Raw genomic sequence first — 18322 nt, 5'->3', positions numbered from 1 at the left:
TATTAATCAAGTTTCGCAAGTTCAAGAACTAGCTTTCAGTGAACAAGTAAATAAGGATACAAGGCTTTTCCTTGTAATCACTTTAAAAAGCAAGATGACTGTTTATCCCTCCTTGTCAACTTGTTCACTGAAAGCATGCCGAAGACATGCGAAACTTAAATAATTAAAGGTTTTGGCTTATGGAAAAATTAGTTAGAAAGATTGGATTAGTGGCACACGACGCCATGAAGAAAGACCTCATCGAGTGGGTACTGTGGAACTCGGAATTGCTGATGGGGCATAAATTCTATTGTACGGGTACGACGGGTACCCTTATCCTCGCAGCGCTCCGGGAGAAACATCCTGATGTGGAATGGGATTTCACTATCCTTAAATCCGGTCCTTTGGGTGGCGACCAGCAGATGGGTTCGCGCATTGTGGACGGAGAGATTGACTATCTTTTCTTTTTTACCGACCCGATGACCCTTCAGCCGCACGATACGGATGTGAAGGCGCTGACCCGCCTTGCCGGTGTGGAGAACATCGTGTTCTGCTGCAACCGCAGTACGGCAGACCATATCATTTCCAGCCCGTTGTTTGTCGACCCGACTTATGAACGTACCGTTCCCGATTATAGCAACTATACCAAACGGTTTGCGAATAAGCCGGTGGTGGCCGAAGCGGTGGAATCGGCAAAGAAGCGGAAACGGAAGAAATAGGCATTCATCGTGCTTCATATCCTTCACCTTTACAAAGAAGTGGCTGATTGACAGTGTTTTCTGGTGAAAGATGTTTGGACGAAAAACAGATAAGGTGAATGATGCTGAAGCTGATAAATTTAAACCGATTATAAAAGTTGCACATCCCTTGTGTCGGGTATGTGCAACTTTCTTATAGACTTTAGTTTTTGTGTCAGAATTGATAGCCTACGTTAAGCTGATAGCCGTAGTTGCGTAGGTTACACTGTTTCTGTACTTTCTTTATGGATTCGTAGTATTGGAGTGAAACGGTGTATCTGCCTGCTATCACTGCTTTCATGCCTCCCACCGCGCCATAATTCCAACGGCGGAAAGCGTCTATGGTAGCTTCATATTCATACGGAATGTCTGCTTCTGTCGGCACGATGTATGAATACCCGTCCATAGGTCTCCAATGATTGGTTTCTCCCATATAATAAGGGTTCTTTACGTCACACTTACCTGCATTGAAGTTGATGGAACCATAGATGCCCACGTAGGGTATCAGGCTGAGGCTTTTGCTGATACGAATGTTGTAGCCTATTTTTATAGGGATGTTCAAGTGGTTCATCTTTATTTCCGTATCAGGGAAGAAAGGTACGCTGGCATTGAACAGCTCCATGCTGCTTCGGGTCTGCATCCAGGTGAGTCCAGACATCAGCATCCAGTGGTGTTTGAACTCGTAGTCCACGGTTCCGCCCAATTGGAAACCGCCTCCCATACTTCCCACTTGTTCGGCTTTCGATTTATCGTTTTTGTAGTGCGACCAGTTTCCGCCGGCTTCAATGCCGAATTTTACTTGTTGGGCAGAGGCTGGAAGCAGGCAGAAGCAGGTGAACAAAACTGTAATAATGAGATACTTCTTTTTCATAAATAACTTTGTTTTTGTTTTATTCTTTTTTTTCTTTCTTCTTTTGGAGTGTCTTTTACCATAAATAATTCAATGTGAAATCTAAAGTGTAGGCTTTGTTCTTATCACATATAGGCATTTCTTCATTTGGGAACATTTTGTATTTTTTTACGACTTGCTTGTAGCGCTTTGTGCTTGTTTCTACAGTATAGTCTGTCCATACATATAATTTTCCAGTCAGCACTTTGCTGCCACCTACAATATATCCACTTTCATAATCTATTGTGCCTTCATTTTCAAAGAAATAGATATCTGGACACGTGATGTCCTGTTGAAGTAGAGGAGCATCTTTTGCATTTGGTTTCAGCCAATAATTATACTGAAATGGAGATGCATCAAAGTAGTAATAGGCATCTCTATGATTATCTCTCCTCCAGCCATACCACAGTTTCTTTTGGAATCCAATGTGAATATTCAACATTGTATTCTGTTTTAGAGTTACACTGTATGTCGTTTTTTGCTTGCCATGAATGTTTTTTCCACTTGCTTCATTAGTATAGTCTATGGGAGTACGGGTCGTTATACGTTCTCCACATGCTGATTCCTTATATCGGGGTATTTTTCTCTTTTTTGTTATTGCAGCTTCACTCACTGGTAAAATGAATAGTGCTGCTAAAAGTAACATTAAATCTCTGGAATAACCTCGAAAAATGGGAGAAATGACGCTAAACGACTTAATATCAGAGTTGTTACGGTGTCAAATGATGACAAGCCGAAAAATCGGAAAACGCAAAGAAGAGCGGATTTAAGAAGAAGAATGGTTTGCAAATCATTACCCGTGAAAGAGTAAGATTTAACATATGGGAGATGCTATTGCACCGTTTGTCACCGATTTGCGTATCAAGGTCTAACTCGTTGATATTTAACTTTGCAAACAAAAAAAACGAGTATGGCAAGAAGTACATTCAAAGTGCTGTTCTACGTGAACGGCAGCAAGGAGAAAGACGGTATTGTCCCCATCATGGGACGAGTGACAATCAACGGTACTGTGGCGCAGTTCAGTTGCAAGCAGACCATCCCGAAAACCCTTTGGGATGCGAAAGGCAACCGAGCCAAAGGCAAGAGTGCCGAAGCACGGAACATCAATCTGGCATTGGACAACATCAAGGCGCAAATCATCAAGCACTATCAGCGCATATCCGACCGAGAGGCATACGTAACGGCTGAAATGGTGCGCAATGCCTACCAAGGGGTAGGAAGCGAGTATGAGACACTGATAAAGGCTTTTGACAAGGATTGCGCCAACTTCCTGAAACGTGTCGGTAAAGACCGCAGCATCGGCACGTACAAGGTCATGGTAAGGGCAAGGAACTATGTCGCAGCCTTTATCAAGTCATCCTACAGACGGACGGATATGTCCATGCTGGAACTTACACCCGACTTCATCAAGGAGTTTGCGGCTTATCTTACGGCTGAACGGGGACTGAAAAACGCCACCATCTGGCTGAACTGCATGTGGCTGAAAGGGGTGGTCATGCGTGCGCACTATAACGGACTGATACCGAGAAATCCGTTTGCGCAGTTCCATATCAGCCCGAATGTTAAGGAACGGGAGTATCTGACAGAGGACGAAATCAAAAGAATCATGGCGCACGAGTTTGACAACCCCACCCTCGCATTGGTGCGGGATCTGTTTATTTTCGCCTGTTTCACCGCCTTGTCTTTCGTGGATATGAAAGAACTCACAACGGATGAAATAGTGGAGGTGAATGGTGAGAAATGGATATTGTCGAAACGGCACAAGACAAATGTCCCGTTCCAAGTGAAGCTGCTGGATATTCCCTTGCAGATAATCGAACGGTACAAGTATCTGTCGGAAGACAAGCTGGTTTTCGGGAAAATCAACTATTGGACGATGTGCAAACAGCTGAAAAAGGTAATGGCGGAATGCGGAATAGAGAAGCAAATCTCCTACCATTGCGCTCGTCATACGTTTGGAACACTGGCTCTTAGCAAGGGGATGCCCATTGAAAGCGTGAGCCGTGTTCTGGGACACACGAACATTGTCACGACTCAAATCTATGCGAAGATAACCACGCAGAAACTTGACAATGACCTGACGATGTTCGGCAACAAGCTGAACGCATCGTTCGGAAGTGTAACTCCATAACCAAGCATAGCCATGAAACGAAGCATCATAACAACAGACGGTAACGGCAACATCATCATGCCGACCGACATTAGCGCAACCGCCATGAGCGAATGGGAACTTTGCGACCTGTTCGGAGTAACTGCCCCGACATTCCGTGCAGGGCTGAAGGCTCTTTGCAAGAGCGGAGTTTTAAGGGAATACGGGATAAGGCGAAGCATACGGGTATCCGATAATTGCTGTATGGAGGTTTACAACCTTGAAGCGATAGTTGCCCTCGCTTTCCATATCGGCACATTCGGAGCGGAAAGGGTACGCAATGCCATTCTTGAAAGACTGTACCTGCGAAAAGAGAAAACAAGCATCTTCTTCTCGCTGAATACCAACGGTATATCCAAATCCGAATACTTCTCGTAGCTGAATGCCTGACATAATTCACTCGGTAAGTCAGTAATTCATTAAGTCAGTACGACAGAACGACAGACGCTCTGATTTTTTCTCCCGAAAAGCGTAATCCGACATTCGCTTTTCGGGAGTTTTTCCGTTTGCACAACCCGTTTCCTGCCCCAAACCATTGAAAGTTTTTGTTTCGGGGGCTATTTGTCACCATTCTGCTGTATTTTGCATAACAACCTATCCGATAATTGATTATATTTTTGCAGCTGGTAATTTTCAAACTTAAAACCATTTGATTATGTCAGCTATCGAACAACAGGACAGCCACAGACCGCCATCGGATGGCGGCATGGCAAAGGAAGAATTTATCCGTGTCGGGACAACGCTCTACAAGATTGTGGAGCAACCGAGACTGAACGGAGGGTATATGAAGAAACGCATCGCATGGAACAACGAGACCCTGCGACAGGATTACGGCAAGGATTACATCGGCAGCGTTCCCAAGTATGACGGCTTCTGCACCGTACCCGAACACATCGGCTACCGTTCCGTGGTCGGCAAGTTCCTTAACCTCTACGAACCGATAGACCACCGACCGCAGGAGGGCGATTTATCGCATATCCAATCTTTGGTACGGCACATCTTCGGGGAACAGTACGAGTTGGGGATGGACTATCTGCAACTGCTCTACCTGCAACCGATTCAGAAGTTGCCTATCCTGCTGTTGGTGTCGGAAGAACGCAACACGGGCAAAAGCACCTTCCTAAACTTTCTGAAAGCCCTTTTTCAGAACAATGTGACTTTCAACACCAACGAGGATTTCCGCAGCCAATTCAATTCCGACTGGGCTGGCAAGTTGCTTATCGTGGTGGATGAGGTGCTGCTCAACCGCAGGGAGGATAGCGAGCGGTTGAAGAACCTCAGCACCACACTTTCCTATAAGGTGGAAGCCAAAGGCAAAGACCGTGACGAGATTGCGTTCTTCGCCAAATTCGTGCTGTGTTCCAACAACGAGTATCTACCCGTAATCATAGACGCAGGGGAAACACGCTATTGGGTGCGCAAGATAGACCGCTTGCAGTCCGATGATACCGACTTCCTGCAAAAGCTGAAAGCGGAGATACCCGCCTTTCTTCATTTCCTGCAACACAGACAGCTATCCACCGAAAAGGAAAGCCGGATGTGGTTCAACCCCACATTGCTGCATACAGAAGCCTTGCAGAAGATTATCCGTAGCAACCGCAACCGGCTGGAGATAGAGATGTCGGAACTGCTGCTTGACATTATGGTTGCAATGGATGTGGATAGCGTTTCATTCTGCCTTAACGACCTTGTCGTACTGCTGGTACACTCGCAGGTAAAGGCGGAAAAGCACCAAGTGCGTAAGGTGGTGCAGGAGTGCTGGAAACTGACACCTGCACCAAACGGGCTTACCTACACCACCTATCAGGGCAATTACAACAGAAGTTGTCACTATGAGCCGATAAAGAGGGTGGGACGCTTCTACACCGTCACAAGGGAGCAACTCGAATCCCTGTAATACTATCATTTTTCTGTTGAATTGTTGAATATGGGTATAAATACAATGACAATAAACGATATACATTCTCAACAAAATCTCAACAAGCCAAAAGAGAAGTTGAGAGACCACCGATACCCGTTTGTGGATTTCTCTTTTGGCGAGCGGTTTGTTGAGAAGATGTTGAAAGTTTACAGGTCTGTATATAAACATATTACATCAACAGTTCATCAAATCAACAAATTTTCATCAACTTCAAAACCGTATGTAATATGACAATCCAAGATGTAAAGCAAATCAAACTGGCAGACTATCTGCAAAGTCTGGGCTATACGCCTGTAAAGCAACAAGGCAGGAACCAGTGGTACAAATCACCGTTACGGGAAGAAACGGACGCATCGTTCAAGGTAAACACCGAGCTTGAAAAATGGTACGACTTCGGCAGTGGCAAAGGCGGTAATATCATTGCATTGGCAGCGGAACTCTACCATTCGGAAGATGTAGCCTATCTGCTGAAACGCATAGAGGAGCGGACAGCATACATCCGCCCTGCATCGTTCTCTTTTGGCAGACAGCATTCCGACAATCAGCCTTATCAGGGATTAAGGGTTGGTGAGTTGTCCTCTCCTGCTCTTATAGCCTATCTGCAAGAAAGGGGAATAAACATCGGACTTGCCAAAAGAGAATGCAGGGAGCTTCGGTTTATGAATGCCGACAAACCCTATTTTGCCATCGGCTTTCCGAACATGGCAGGAGGATATGAAGTGCGCAACAGATACTTCAAGGGATGTGTCGCCCCGAAAGACATCACCCATATCCGACAGCAGGGCGGACAACGATGTATGTGTTACCTGTTCGAGGGGTTCATGGATTACCTTTCATTCCTTACCATCCGAGTGGGAAACAATCCGCAACACCCGCGATTGGACACACAGGACTATGTCATATTGAACTCCGTTTCCAATCTTGCAAAAGCGGAAAGCATATTGGAGACCTACACCCAAGTCGGCTGTTTCCTTGACAACGACACGGCAGGACGGAACACCTGCAAGAAGCTGAAAGAGAAGTTTGGGGAACGGCTGCTTGACAAGTCAATGTACTATCGTGAGTATAAGGACTTGAACGACTACCTGTGCGGTAAGCCCTTGTCCCAATCGGCAGAGCCGATAAAGGAGAAGAAGCAAGTCCAATCCGCAAGGCGGATGATGCAGCCACCGAAAAAGAAAGGGGGATTTCATCTGTAATAAACATGTTCGCTTTCCCAAAGGTATTTAGACAGAAATACCATAGCTCAATAGGGCGTTTTCTTCACGCATTACTCCGTAACGCTAAAAACACCCTATCGAGCCAAAGGGAAATCCCTTTGTAAACCCTGTGCAAACGAGAGCAGAAGCCAAACTCGTTTGGATTATGCCGAGTGCAGCAATGGGTCATTTGCATAATAAACCCTGTGAGCCGATGTCACAGGCAGAGAGAAGAAACATAACGATAACCGCAAAAATAGGAATAATATGGGATATTTTTCATTAGACATAAAGAAAGCAAAGGGTACATCGGACACCACGCAGTCCGACCATATAGAGAGAAAGATAATACCTAAAAACGCAGACCCGACAAGAACGCATCTGAACAGGGTACTTGTCGAATACCCCGATGGCGTTCACGGCAGGGATGAAGCGATTGCCCACAGGCTGAACACGGCAGGCATCAGACGGAAAATCACACACGACCAAGTCCGTGTCGTTCGGGTGGTCTTGTCGGGTACGCACGAGGACATGATGAACATACAGGAAAAAGGAGAACTCGATGAATGGTGCAGCGACAGCATCCAATGGCTGCAAGCCACATTCGGCAAAGACAATGTGGTTGCCGCACATCTGCACATGGACGAGAAGACTCCGCACATACATGCAGCCGTTGTTCCCATCGTGACGGGTGAAAGGCGCAAAGCCAAGAAAGAGCAGACGGACGGTAAGCGCAAGTACCGCAAGAAAACAAATTCCGTCCGTTTGTGTGCCGATGACCTGTTCAACCGCCAGACCTTGGTCGCCTACCACGACAATTACGCAAGGGTGATGGCGAAATACGGATTGCAGCGTGGGGTACGGGGTTCGGAAGCACGGCACACCACCACCATGCAGTATTATAGGGACTTGAAAAAGAAGAATGAAGTCCTCGAAACCGAAACCAGACTGTTGCAGGAAAAGAAGACCGAAGCGCAGGAGGAATTGAGACAGGTAAAAGCAGAAATCCGTACTGACAAGCTCAAATGTGCAGCCACCGATACGGCAACCGCCCTTGCAAGCAGTGTGGGTTCTCTTTTCGGAAGTGGAAGAATGAAATCGTTGGAACGCAGGAACGAGGACTTGCAAGACCGCATCCTTGAACTTGAAGACGAAGCCCGACAACGGGAACGGCAACAAGCCGAACAGATACAGGAGATAAGAAACGCTTACGAGCAACAGCACCGCAAGCTGTCGGAGTTTACGGATTTTGTCAGACGCTATTTCCCGTATGTGGAGAAGCTGATGCCCGTGGTAAACTTCCTACGTGAACGTTTGGGCTTCAATGACAGAATAATCAGAAGACTGTGCGAGTTCAAGGAGGTCGGAATAAAAGGTGAACTCTATTCTCGTGAATTTAACCAGCACTTCAAAGCAAACGGTACGGTTTGCTCTCTCAAACAGGACACAGAGGGAAGATTTGAACTCAACATAGACGGTGTTTCACACATCAATTGGTTCAGACGAAAGAAAGAAGAGTTTATGGAAGCTCTGAGTGTGCCAAAAAGAAAACAAAATCGGAGTATTAAACTGTAAATCAGATATAATAAAATCGCCCTTACCATAGTATATATTGCAAGGGCGATTTTTTCTAAAAGTTATTACTCATCAATGTTATAAAAACATATACCGTCTGGAAATTTTATATTAGGAATCCAAAGAGGAGAACCATCCCATCCTTTATCAGTAGAACCATTTACACGATAAATAGTCAATGTTATATCGTTTTTAAAGCTATCTCCTAACCGTCTGTCAGTAGGGGATAACAAAGTTCCTGTACCTTTACTTATGTCACGATTAGTTCTAACAATTAGACGGTACTTTATCGTTGGTCGTTTTTCTTGAAGGGCTTTGATACAAGCAATATATTTGTTGCTATCAAAATCCGAATGCACTGAACTGCCTGTCAGTTTTAATATTTTGATTAGTATTTCTGCTGAAACATCTGAATATTCTGTGTTAATATATTGCTCCACTATACTATCAATATCTTTAGTGTATTGAGATATGGGATTGTTAGCAAACATATTAGCACCTCCCACTATCATGTTTAAATACTGGTTATCAAGTACATTCTTTCTTGTAGGCTTTATTCCATTTGGATAAATAACTTGTATGTTTTCTATCCCGTTTTCTATTTGCTTGATTAGAATTTCATTAGCTTCATTCAATGAAACAAATAAAGAATGTAATGTTCTTGGTATATAAATTCTAACTAATTCTTTTTCTCTATCATACCCAAAAATTCTCGAATGCTGCCAAAATGTATCAGCTTGTGGCATTTTGGATGAACGACAATAATACACGGTCTGTAAATGAGGAAATGTGATTCCACGTCCTAAAGTATTACCTCCAACAACGATATTGAATCCTTTTGATAAATCTAATGCGTCTGGATTGTTAGAATCTCTACAGATAAAACTTTTAGAGTTGAGAGGGATGACACAAATCAGCGTATTATCTAAAATCTCAACAATTTGCTCATATATATCGTCATAATGTGGTAAATCTGGTTTTGTTTGTTGTAAATCAGTCCATGTTTCTTTTAACTGCTCAAGGAATCCCTTATCTGAGGTAGATTGTTGTAATAAATTCAAATACTCTTGCACGCATTCCACAAATTTCTTATGAATGGATATTCGTACACTAGGATGAATCATAAAGTTGCAATTAGTTTCACCTTTGATTTTCTTATACGCACATACGACTAAGAAAGAAACTATACCTTTTCTCAAGCCTTCTGGACATAAAATATCCCCATCTTCGCTAATTTCGTCTAATTCATTCTCAGATGTGAATCTTATGCAATACGAGGTCGGATTTGAGTAAAAGAAATTTCCACCCAAATAATCTTTGCCAGGTTTAAAATAATTAATGAATGCAGGTTTCCAACCAGACATTACAGTTTGTAATATAATTGATTGTGGCGTAGCTGTAACTTCTAAATACAGTGAAGACGAAGCGGTGTCTTTTATTTTTTGCAAATGTTTATTTATGGTACTTGTTCTGTTTCTGTTTACTAAAGTATTTAAACTTGCTGCATCTGCTTCATCATCAAATATTGTTAAACACAACCCTGTATTAAGTTGATATGTCATTAATAGATTCCCCCATTTCCGTAATACACTTGCGTTCTTTTTAAGGACAATGACTATTGGCTTAATGAGATTATGTGGATTAAATAATACAACATCACTTTCTGATAGTACAGTAAATGATGTCAAAGCACTCTTTACTCTATTATACGTTTGTCTCTGCAAATCAATGTTATCTGTTGTCAGAAGTAGAAATATACGATAACCTTTATCTGCTAAATGAGAAATTACACCCAACATTTGACCTGTTTTCCCACTTTGTACATTACCCAATAACAATCCAGTTAATGGCTCTGTAAAATCGAATCTGCTTTCTATATTACTTACAACAGATTTGGCTGTAGTCGTAATAGAATCTGATAGCGATGAATTATTCAGAGAACTTGTATATGTTTCGAGATAAGTCATATTTTACTCAAGAGTTAAAATCCAAAAATCTTTATCTACAGATTGAGTTAGGACCAAAGAACTTTTACCGAACTTTCTTAAAGTTTCTTCTGTTACCTTATCTCCTAATTTGAGAGCACCAGCATTCTCCATTTGTCCTTTTATCCATCGACCCAATATTTTCAAATCGTGAGCAGAGCGGAAATTTTTTCCATAATCTCCTTGACGAGCACATTCAAATTTATAACCATCATTTGTTATAACGGTGAAATTTCCATCTTCTTTATTTGGCAGAAGCGAGCGATTTGGAATCTTAGTGCTAATAATTATTTCAACTTCATAATAATCTCTTCTACTGAATCTACCCTTCACTTTTCCTGCTCCAAAATATGCGTTAAGATTGGATTTATCTTCAGTTTTCAAAGGAATTCTCACTACATTCTGAGAACCTTTCAATAGGCACTGTGCTGTTTCTTCTCTATTCAATTTTTCTACATACTCAAAACCATCCAATAGTGCAGTTGTAGGTTCTTTAAAATTTTCTATTGGTTTAGCATCAGATATTGATTCTCCTAAAATGTTGGTTATCTCTATTATTCTGTTATGAATGCCCATACCACTGTCAGCCTCAAAAAACACGTCTGATTCTATTAGATTTTGAGATGTTCCAATAAAACTGCCCAAATTTGACGAACCAACAAAAGCACCTAAACATTCACCATCTTTTAAGAAAGAATACATTTTACCATGAAACATTGCTTTAGGGGAAACATACACATTACCCAAGTCATTCTTTATTAGCTTTTCTCCAAGTTCTTTAACTGCATCATATTGCAATTTGGTAAAACCATCAATGTAATTCATACCAATAAATAACGACAGATTCAATGTATGTTTTCTATATTCAATCAATCGCCTTAATTCGGCAATGGATTCATTAGATATGAAACCTGTTGCTATATTCAATTGAGTAGCAGTCTCAAAATATTTTGAGGTATAATCATTAATACAATTAGCATGTAACGAATTAATGATAGGATTTTTAGTTAAAAGTAAGTCCATCACTATTGTAGTATTAATTGATATCTTTCACTGAATGACATATTTCTCAAAGTTTCTAATTCTCTCTCTAAATCACCCCTTTCATATTCCCCTAAAAAAAGAGGTTTAAGAGCTTCTGCTATTGCATGAACGCCAACAGGAGGTACTGCATTTCCTATTTGTCTACGAACCTCAGTTGTGTTTCCATAAAAAACAAAGTCATCAGGAAATGACTGTATTCTTGCGCGTTCTCTATTGGTTAGTGGTCTGTTCTCTGGATAATGATATCCCCAAGTTCCCCCGCCACCAGCAGCAATTATAGTTTTTGATGGTTCTCCCAAATGCACGCGCCTATAAACATGGCTAATCATGCCTTTTACATAGTATGGGCTATCTTGTGGTATATCAGTAAAATTACCACCTTCGGAAATTAGACTGATAATCTTTTTTGTCCTTTCTGTACAACGAATAGGTTCATTATTTGCATCAACATCTTCAACGCCCTTAAAAGCATCCCCTACAGTTACTAATGGTTTTAGTCCTTCCGTTGCTCCATGAGTAGGCTTTGGATGTTCAAAATTAAATCCTGTATCAACTCTAATGCCGACAATTAAGACACGTTCTCTGTATTCTGGAACTCCATATTCTGCAAAATTATAAAGACGTGGCTTTACTATATAACCAGGCTCAATATCTTGAAAGTCTTTAATTATTTGCTCTATTGCTTTTTTCTTATTCGCAGTTAAAATGCCCTTGACATTTTCGGCAACAAAAGCCTTTGGTTTCTTTGCATCCACAAAACGCAAAAAACTCTTGTATAAATTACCACGTTCTCCATTCAAACCTGGCTGTTTCCATATGATACTAAAGTCTTGGCATGGGAATCCACCTAAGATCAAATCACAGTCTGGTATAGTAGGATTATTATATGGGTCAATTTGTTCTATATCCCCTTCAACTATAATATCCCCAAAATGATTTCTAAAAGTCACACAAGCTTCATGCTTAAAATCATTTGCCCACACAGTAGTATAATCCCCAACCTGCTCGAAACCTAAATCCAATCCACCACAGCCTGAGAATAGAGATATTATATTTGCCATTTTCTTGTTCTTTTTTATATGTATTTCAAATACGCCATATACAAATCAATTTGCAAAGATACATAATTTTATTGGATGTTTCGAGAAAAAGAAGTACTTTTGCATATGAAATGAGTTGCTTAAAACGCAAATCAAGACAAAGCATTGCAAATAGTACAGTTGCCAAGTCATTACCTCAAAGACGGGTAATTCTCCCAAAGTTCTTTGTATAAGGCACTAACAGAAGTTTTCCAGAATTACTGAAAAACTTTGCTTTCATTCCTTTTAATTTTTATTGGTTTAACAGCGGCAAAGTTAGAGGATAATGATGGAATGGAGGCATAAAAAGAATCACACTATAAAAATGCAATATGCAGATTTATAGTGTGATACGGTTTTGATAAGTCACAATTGGATTATTTGCTTTCTTTCATGCGCTCTTTCATGCGGTATTTTCTTTGGGCTACTACATGTGCGTCGGTATTGCCGAAGCAAAGGGCGATGGTTTGATTGGAGAAGCCGACTTTCTCTAAACAGAGGCAGAGCAAGTCTTCGTCTGTCAGTAGAGGATATTGGTTTTTTGTATCAGATATATAGTCGGCATAAAGTTCCATGACAACTTCTTTGAGAACTTTCTGTTCGTGGTTTGTCAGCACGGTTAGTTCTTTTTTATTGGTTACTTTTTGTTTGGAGAGCTTTTCTACTTTTTGATAGATACTGCTTTGCTTGAACAGCCAAGTGCGCAGGCCTTCCTTTTCTGTTTTCAGTCTTTCGATGGCGGTTTCCCGTTCGGTTATTTCTTGTCTGTACTTTTCTGCCTCTTGCGAGAAGTCGGATTGTTCTTTCCGCAGCAGAGTGATGATGCGCTGGCTTTCGTTGATGGAATACCTCAGGTTGTTGTATTTCTCTTGGGCTTGCGCTAATTTTTGTTCGTTGATGGCTCGTTGCTTGTCTCGTTTATTGATGCGATATTGGAAAAACACAATAAGGACAAGGCAGAGAATAAGGAAGATTCCGATTACGTTTTTCAACAGATACTTGCTTCTCCTTTGTTCTTGGTCAACCTTTCGCTTGATGTCGTATTGATGAATTAGTTGTTGTATTTTGGTGGATTGTTCACTGAAGTAAGTGGAGTCTGCAATCTCTATGAATTGATACAGTAGTTCGACTGTTGCTTGATAGTCTTTTTGCTCTTCTTTTATATTAGCTAAATCAAATAGAATGCTTGCTTTTTGTTTTGATTTAAAATATATGCTATCCTCCAGACTCTTGTTCATATAATATACAGCAGAATCCAAGTTGTCTTTATAATAGAAAATGTTTCCTATATTGCTATAGTGTATATATCTTTTTGCATTTTTAGGAAGCCATTGCAGGGATATTTTAGCATAGTACAGCGCCGTGTCATATTTTTCTTTCCAACAGTATTCTCTACTCAGACTGCTTGCATACATTTCAATGATGGTGGAATCACCTGATATTTGGGCATAATCTAAAGCCTTTTTTCTATAAAAAAGCGCAGAGTCTTCTTTTTCAATTATAGAATAGTAGGAACCGAGTCCGCTTAATGCTATTGCCTTATCCTTATCCGTGAAGCAGTACTCGTACAATTCATTATATGCCTTTTTTGCTTTCTCATACAGCTGTGCATCATAATATTCGTTCCCCAATGAGCTGAGCAGATGCCTTTTTGTCTCTACATCTTCCGGAAACTTTTCAATGATTTCCAGTCCTTCCAGCAAGAATCCGATGGCCCGTTCGCTTTGTTCCATTTCCACTTCCAGCCTTCCTTTATAGAGTAGTGCCACCGCCCGTTCGCGTTCGTCATCGTCATAATAATCCAGTGCCACATCCAGCAACGAGTCGCAGGGAAGCAGTGGTTTTTCGCATTTGTCCGTGGCTTGTGCCAGCAGCAGGGCGTATCGGGCAGACTCCCGACGTGTAAGTTCGATGGTTGCAGGCAGTGCCTCCAGCAGCCGCAGGGCGCTGTCGGGATTTGCTGTCAGCAATGAGTCGGCGTTGCTCAATAAAGCTTCTGCCCGTCCGTCTGTCCGGTGGCAAGCAGCCGATAGCAGGAACAGGGCGACGAGGGGGAACAATGCCAGGCGTTGTATAGCGTTTCTCATTGACTTCTTGTTGAGAGTGGGGGGCAAAGGTACGGAATATTTGTGTCAATGGCCGTAACTCATGGGCGGAAAGTTGCTGCACGCTTGCTGCAAAGTCACTGCAAGCCTTTTGCAGCGCCACTGCAAAGCTGTTGCAGCGTCACTGCAAAGCAGTTGCAGTACTGCTGCAAATATATGTGCAGCGTCACTGCAAACCGTTTGCAGCGCCACTGCAAAAAGGATGCAGTGTCTTTGCAGTGGGAAGTCTCTGTGTATCAATAATGAATGAAACGGTTCTGCAAAGTGTCATTCTCCGCGGCGTTGGCATATTTCCACTCCTGCCGTCTCTATGTCCGCGCCCATCGGCGGATTGCGCTTTGCCAGCTTGAGGGTTATTTCCTCTATCTGCGGGAAGTCGCGGAACAGTCGGTTCGTGATTCGCCCGCATACATGTTCCAACAGTTGGGAAGGAATGTCCATTTCTGCTTTCACGGCCTCATGCACATCTGCATAGCTCACGGTGTTGGCTACGTCGTCCGTCTCTGCCGCACGCCGGATGTCGACTTGCAGGCGCAGGCTGACGGTAAACTCGTTGCCCACCAAAGTCTCTTGTCGGGCCACCCCGTGATGGGCGAAGAAGCGGAGGTTGTCGAGAAAAATGTAACTGGTCATCGCTTATGGATTGTTTGCTGCAAACTTACTGATATTTTGTGGGACGGGCAAATCAGAATCCGATTGTTGTAGCTTTTTGTGTGAATTGTATTCTGCAGGACACAAAAATGCGGAGGAATTGTTTCTTGGAGCATATAATGGAACATGAAGAAGCGGAGGAAAGTTATTATGCTTTCCGCCGCTTCTTCATGTTTTGAGTTACTCAAATCTTTGTTATCTTCCGGTACTTTCTATCATGCTTCTGATTTTCTCGTTCAGGCTTTCCGCCTTCATCAGTTGTTCCAGTGTCAGGTGCATGCGCCAGCGCCAGTAGTGCCGCGGGTTGGCAGGAATGTTGATGCGCTCTTCCTGCACGTTCGGGTTACGCCATTTGCCGTCCATGGACATCCAGTCTTGCAGGGAGAGGATGCAGAGGATGGAGTTGCTGCAGAGGTGGTTGCGAACCACTTCTTCGCAGAGTTCCGGCGTGGCCGTTGCCGGTGCGGTGCCATAGTGCCCAAGCATGGTGTTGTAGTAACGTTGTGTCTGCTGGAAGTCCTCTTCCCACCAGCCGCGCAGGGTAGACATGTCGTGCGTGGAGATGGTGCAGACTGAACGGTAGGGGTACCAGTCGGGGTGTCCGAATTCTTGTTGCGGGTCTTTCGGCATGCGTTGTATCTCCAGAGAAAGGATACGCAGGTCGTTCATCACCCATGCCACGCAGTCGGGAATCATGCCCAAGTCTTCACCGCATACCAGCATGCGCGTGGACTGCGTGAGTTGCGGCAGTTTCTTCATGGCTTGCCGGCCCCAAAAGTCGTTGTGGCGATGATAGTAGTACTGGTCATACAGCCGGTTGAAGGCGGCCTTCTCCCAGTCGTTCAGTGCGCGGTAGATGTAGTCGTGCTGCACGCCGATGCGCGGATGGTATTCGTGCGGATTGTTGCGGTCGGGCACGAACAGCACATCGCTGATAAGGGCGTAAAGCCCGTCGCGAATCCAGATGCTGTCATCGTCCGTCTTTCCGGCAAAGTAGGCTTCCACCTTGCGCTGGGTGTCGAACTCGGGACGCATGCGGTAAACCTCCCACGTGTCTGTCGGCTCTATGAAGGTCTGCTTCACATGGGCTGTATGCGGGCCGAAGATTTGTCCGAGGAAGTACTCATGGATATAGGGCTTCAGGAAGAAGTCTTCGCGGAATGCCAGCCCGTAGCTCTCTATCTCCTCGCGCGTCATGGGCAGGGCGGGGACGAATTGTCCCAACAGGCCGTGTACGGCGTGCATCGGTATCTCCCAGATGCGGAAGAAGCCGAGGATGTGGTCTATGCGGTAGGCATCGAAGTATTCCGACATTTTGCGGAAACGCTTCATCCACCAGGCATAGCCGTCTTTCTCCATGACATCCCAGTTGTAGGTGGGAAGGCCCCAGTTCTGCCCGTTCACGGAGAAGTCGTCGGGTGGTGCGCCGGCCTGGCCGTTCAGGTTGAAGTAGTGGGGTTCCTTCCAGGCTTCCACACTGTTGCGGCTGATGCCGATGGGAATGTCGCCTTTCAGCACTACGCCGTTGGCGCGCGCATGCTCGGTGGCGGCAAGCAGTTGCAGGTGCAGGTTGAACTGGATGTAATAATAGATGGCTATGTGCGGATAGTCGGCGGAGTCCGGCCGGCACAATGTCTCTATCTCTTTGGCATCGTAGGTGGCATACTTGGGCCACTCGCGGAAATTCGGGGTCTTGTAGGCGTCACGCAGGTAGCTGAAGACGGCATACGGCTGCAGCCACTCTTTGTTGGCTTCGTAGAAGTTGCGGAAAGTATCCGATGCCAGTACTTTTTCCCCTTCTTGCCTGAAGATGAGGTGGAAATATTCCCACTTTGCCTTGTTCACAGCCTCGTAGTCTACGACAGGCAGTGCGTTCAGCTCTTTCCGGCGTTTGTCGAATTCGGCCATCGCCTTCTTGTCCTTCAGGCTGCCCAACTGCTTCAGGTCGGTGTACATGGGGTGGAAGGCATAGATGGAGATGCTGCTGTAAGGGTAGGAGTCTGTCCAGGTATGCGTCATGGTAGTGTCGTTGATGGGCAGAATCTGCACCGCCTTCTGATTGGTGGCAACTGCCCAGTCAATCATGCGCTTCAGGTCGCCGAAATCGCCTACACCGAAACTTTTCTCGGAGCGCAGGGAGAATACGGGAACGGCTACTCCGGCACCTTTCCATGCAGGAAGGTCGAAATATACATGACGGTCGCCGATGGCCAGCGTTTCGTTGGCGGCTATCTGCGGGTCGGCCATGTAGCGGTTGGGGTTGTTTTCCCAAGCCACGGCGCGGTGTTCTTTTTTATTGTAAAGTACGAACTTGTATTCCAGTGGGAAGCTGATTTTGCCGGCATCCACTTCCGCTTGCCATTCGGGGAAGTCGGCGTCGCTCATGAGGGCGGCTTTGTCCGGGTTCCAGTTGCCCAGTGCTTTCTGGTTTCCGCAAAGTGCCAGACAATGGTCTTCGTCTATGCAGGGGGCATACGCCTTTATCAGCAAGCCCTTCTTGTAGCTTTTAGGGGCGGTATCGCGTTCGCGATGCGCCAGCAGTGATTCAGTGAAGGCGGATGTATAAAAATACTGCTGTTCGGGCAGATTCTTCCAGCAATCTTCTATGCGGTAGGCTTTCTTCGGATTGTCTGCCACATGCAGGATGCGCGGCAGGCTGTTCCATTCCGTCCGTATGGTTTTCCCGTCTCGATAGATGTGGTAACTGTACTCGACGATTTCATTGCCGGGAATCTGAATATCCACTTCTGCAGTCCAGTGGATGCCGTCTACGGTATGCAAGGGGGTGGCTTTATCGGGTCGGTTGTTGCCAAGTTCCGGGATGGAACCCAAGACTCTGACCTCTTCACCCCAGCTGGTGCGATACTCGATATTGAATAATAGTGTCATATTATATTAGATTTAGAAATAGCAATAGCTGCAATGATTATGCAAGTATAGAAATTATTCTTCACAATCATGCAGCTACCGTTATCTAACTCATTTAAATTACTATGCAAACGTTTGTGC

At 44.1% G+C, this 18322-nt stretch carries 14 protein-coding genes; 6 read left to right on the top strand and 8 right to left on the bottom strand.

The features are described 5' to 3' along the window. Positions 1-179 precede the first annotated feature (179 nt). A complete protein-coding gene (locus tag E5355_RS02285) occupies positions 180-698 on the top strand; it encodes a methylglyoxal synthase (protein ID WP_136009015.1) in 519 nt (172 codons plus the stop codon). A 193-nt stretch (positions 699-891) separates the two neighbouring features. On the opposite strand, the gene E5355_RS02280 is transcribed toward E5355_RS02285, so the two are convergent. Further along, positions 892-1587, bottom strand: coding sequence for a porin family protein (locus E5355_RS02280; protein WP_136009014.1), 696 nt, complete (start codon positions 1585-1587; stop codon positions 892-894). Positions 1588-1642: 55 nt separating this feature from the next. After that, positions 1643-2251 carry a hypothetical protein gene (locus tag E5355_RS02275; protein ID WP_136009013.1) on the bottom strand — a complete coding sequence of 203 codons (609 nt, stop codon included), beginning with the start codon at positions 2249-2251 and terminating at the stop codon, positions 1643-1645. 264 nt (positions 2252-2515) lie between these two features. Between E5355_RS02275 and E5355_RS02270 the strand changes: the two genes are divergently transcribed. The 5 genes from E5355_RS02270 (at position 2516) to mobV (ending at position 8449) form a co-directional block, all read left to right on the top strand. Then, positions 2516-3736: a site-specific integrase gene (locus E5355_RS02270; RefSeq protein WP_124076351.1), complete on the top strand. Its 1221-nt coding sequence runs from the start codon at positions 2516-2518 to the stop codon at positions 3734-3736. A gap of 12 nt (positions 3737-3748) precedes the next feature. Continuing rightward, complete coding sequence (locus E5355_RS02265) at positions 3749-4132, top strand: hypothetical protein (protein ID WP_124076353.1); 384 nt, start codon at positions 3749-3751, stop codon at positions 4130-4132. Positions 4133-4409: 277 nt separating this feature from the next. Then, positions 4410-5651 carry a primase-helicase family protein gene (locus E5355_RS02260; protein ID WP_124076355.1) on the top strand — a complete coding sequence of 414 codons (1242 nt, stop codon included), beginning with the start codon at positions 4410-4412 and terminating at the stop codon, positions 5649-5651. 251 nt (positions 5652-5902) lie between these two features. Then, positions 5903-6874: a toprim domain-containing protein gene (locus tag E5355_RS02250; RefSeq protein ID WP_136009012.1), complete on the top strand. Its 972-nt coding sequence runs from the start codon at positions 5903-5905 to the stop codon at positions 6872-6874. A gap of 267 nt (positions 6875-7141) precedes the next feature. Beyond that, positions 7142-8449, top strand: coding sequence for a MobV family relaxase (gene mobV, locus E5355_RS02245; RefSeq protein WP_136009011.1), 1308 nt, complete (start codon positions 7142-7144; stop codon positions 8447-8449). A gap of 65 nt (positions 8450-8514) precedes the next feature. Here the strand turns inward: mobV and E5355_RS02240 are convergent, their stop codons facing one another. The 6 genes from E5355_RS02240 to E5355_RS02215 all read right to left on the bottom strand — a co-directional run bounded on the left by E5355_RS02240 (position 8515) and on the right by E5355_RS02215 (position 18202). After that, on the bottom strand, positions 8515-10416 hold the full coding sequence (locus E5355_RS02240; RefSeq protein WP_118408973.1) for a Z1 domain-containing protein: 1902 nt from the start codon (positions 10414-10416) through the stop codon (positions 8515-8517). A 3-nt stretch (positions 10417-10419) separates the two neighbouring features. After that, positions 10420-11457, bottom strand: a complete 1038-nt coding sequence (locus tag E5355_RS02235) for a restriction endonuclease PLD domain-containing protein (protein ID WP_136009010.1) — start codon at positions 11455-11457, stop codon at positions 10420-10422. Between the two features lie 2 nt (positions 11458-11459). Further along, entirely contained in the window at positions 11460-12539 is a 1080-nt protein-coding gene (locus tag E5355_RS02230; protein WP_136009009.1) for a DNA cytosine methyltransferase, read from the bottom strand. Positions 12540-12934: 395 nt separating this feature from the next. Further along, complete coding sequence (locus E5355_RS02225; RefSeq protein ID WP_168354258.1) at positions 12935-14644, bottom strand: tetratricopeptide repeat protein; 1710 nt, start codon at positions 14642-14644, stop codon at positions 12935-12937. 285 nt (positions 14645-14929) lie between these two features. Then, on the bottom strand, positions 14930-15295 hold the full coding sequence (gene folB, locus E5355_RS02220) for a dihydroneopterin aldolase (protein WP_136009007.1): 366 nt from the start codon (positions 15293-15295) through the stop codon (positions 14930-14932). 213 nt (positions 15296-15508) lie between these two features. Next, the gene (locus E5355_RS02215) at positions 15509-18202 is read right to left on the bottom strand and encodes a 4-alpha-glucanotransferase (protein ID WP_136009006.1); all 2694 of its coding nucleotides are present in this window, start codon (positions 18200-18202) and stop codon (positions 15509-15511) included. Between the last annotated feature and the right edge of the window lie 120 nt (positions 18203-18322).

This window comes from Bacteroides muris (ex Afrizal et al. 2022) (genome assembly GCF_004793475.1).
GTDB lineage: Bacteria > Bacteroidota > Bacteroidia > Bacteroidales > Bacteroidaceae > Bacteroides > Bacteroides muris.
The sequence above is the reverse complement of the archived record's forward strand: the minus strand, read 5'-3'. Positions and strand labels throughout refer to the sequence as shown.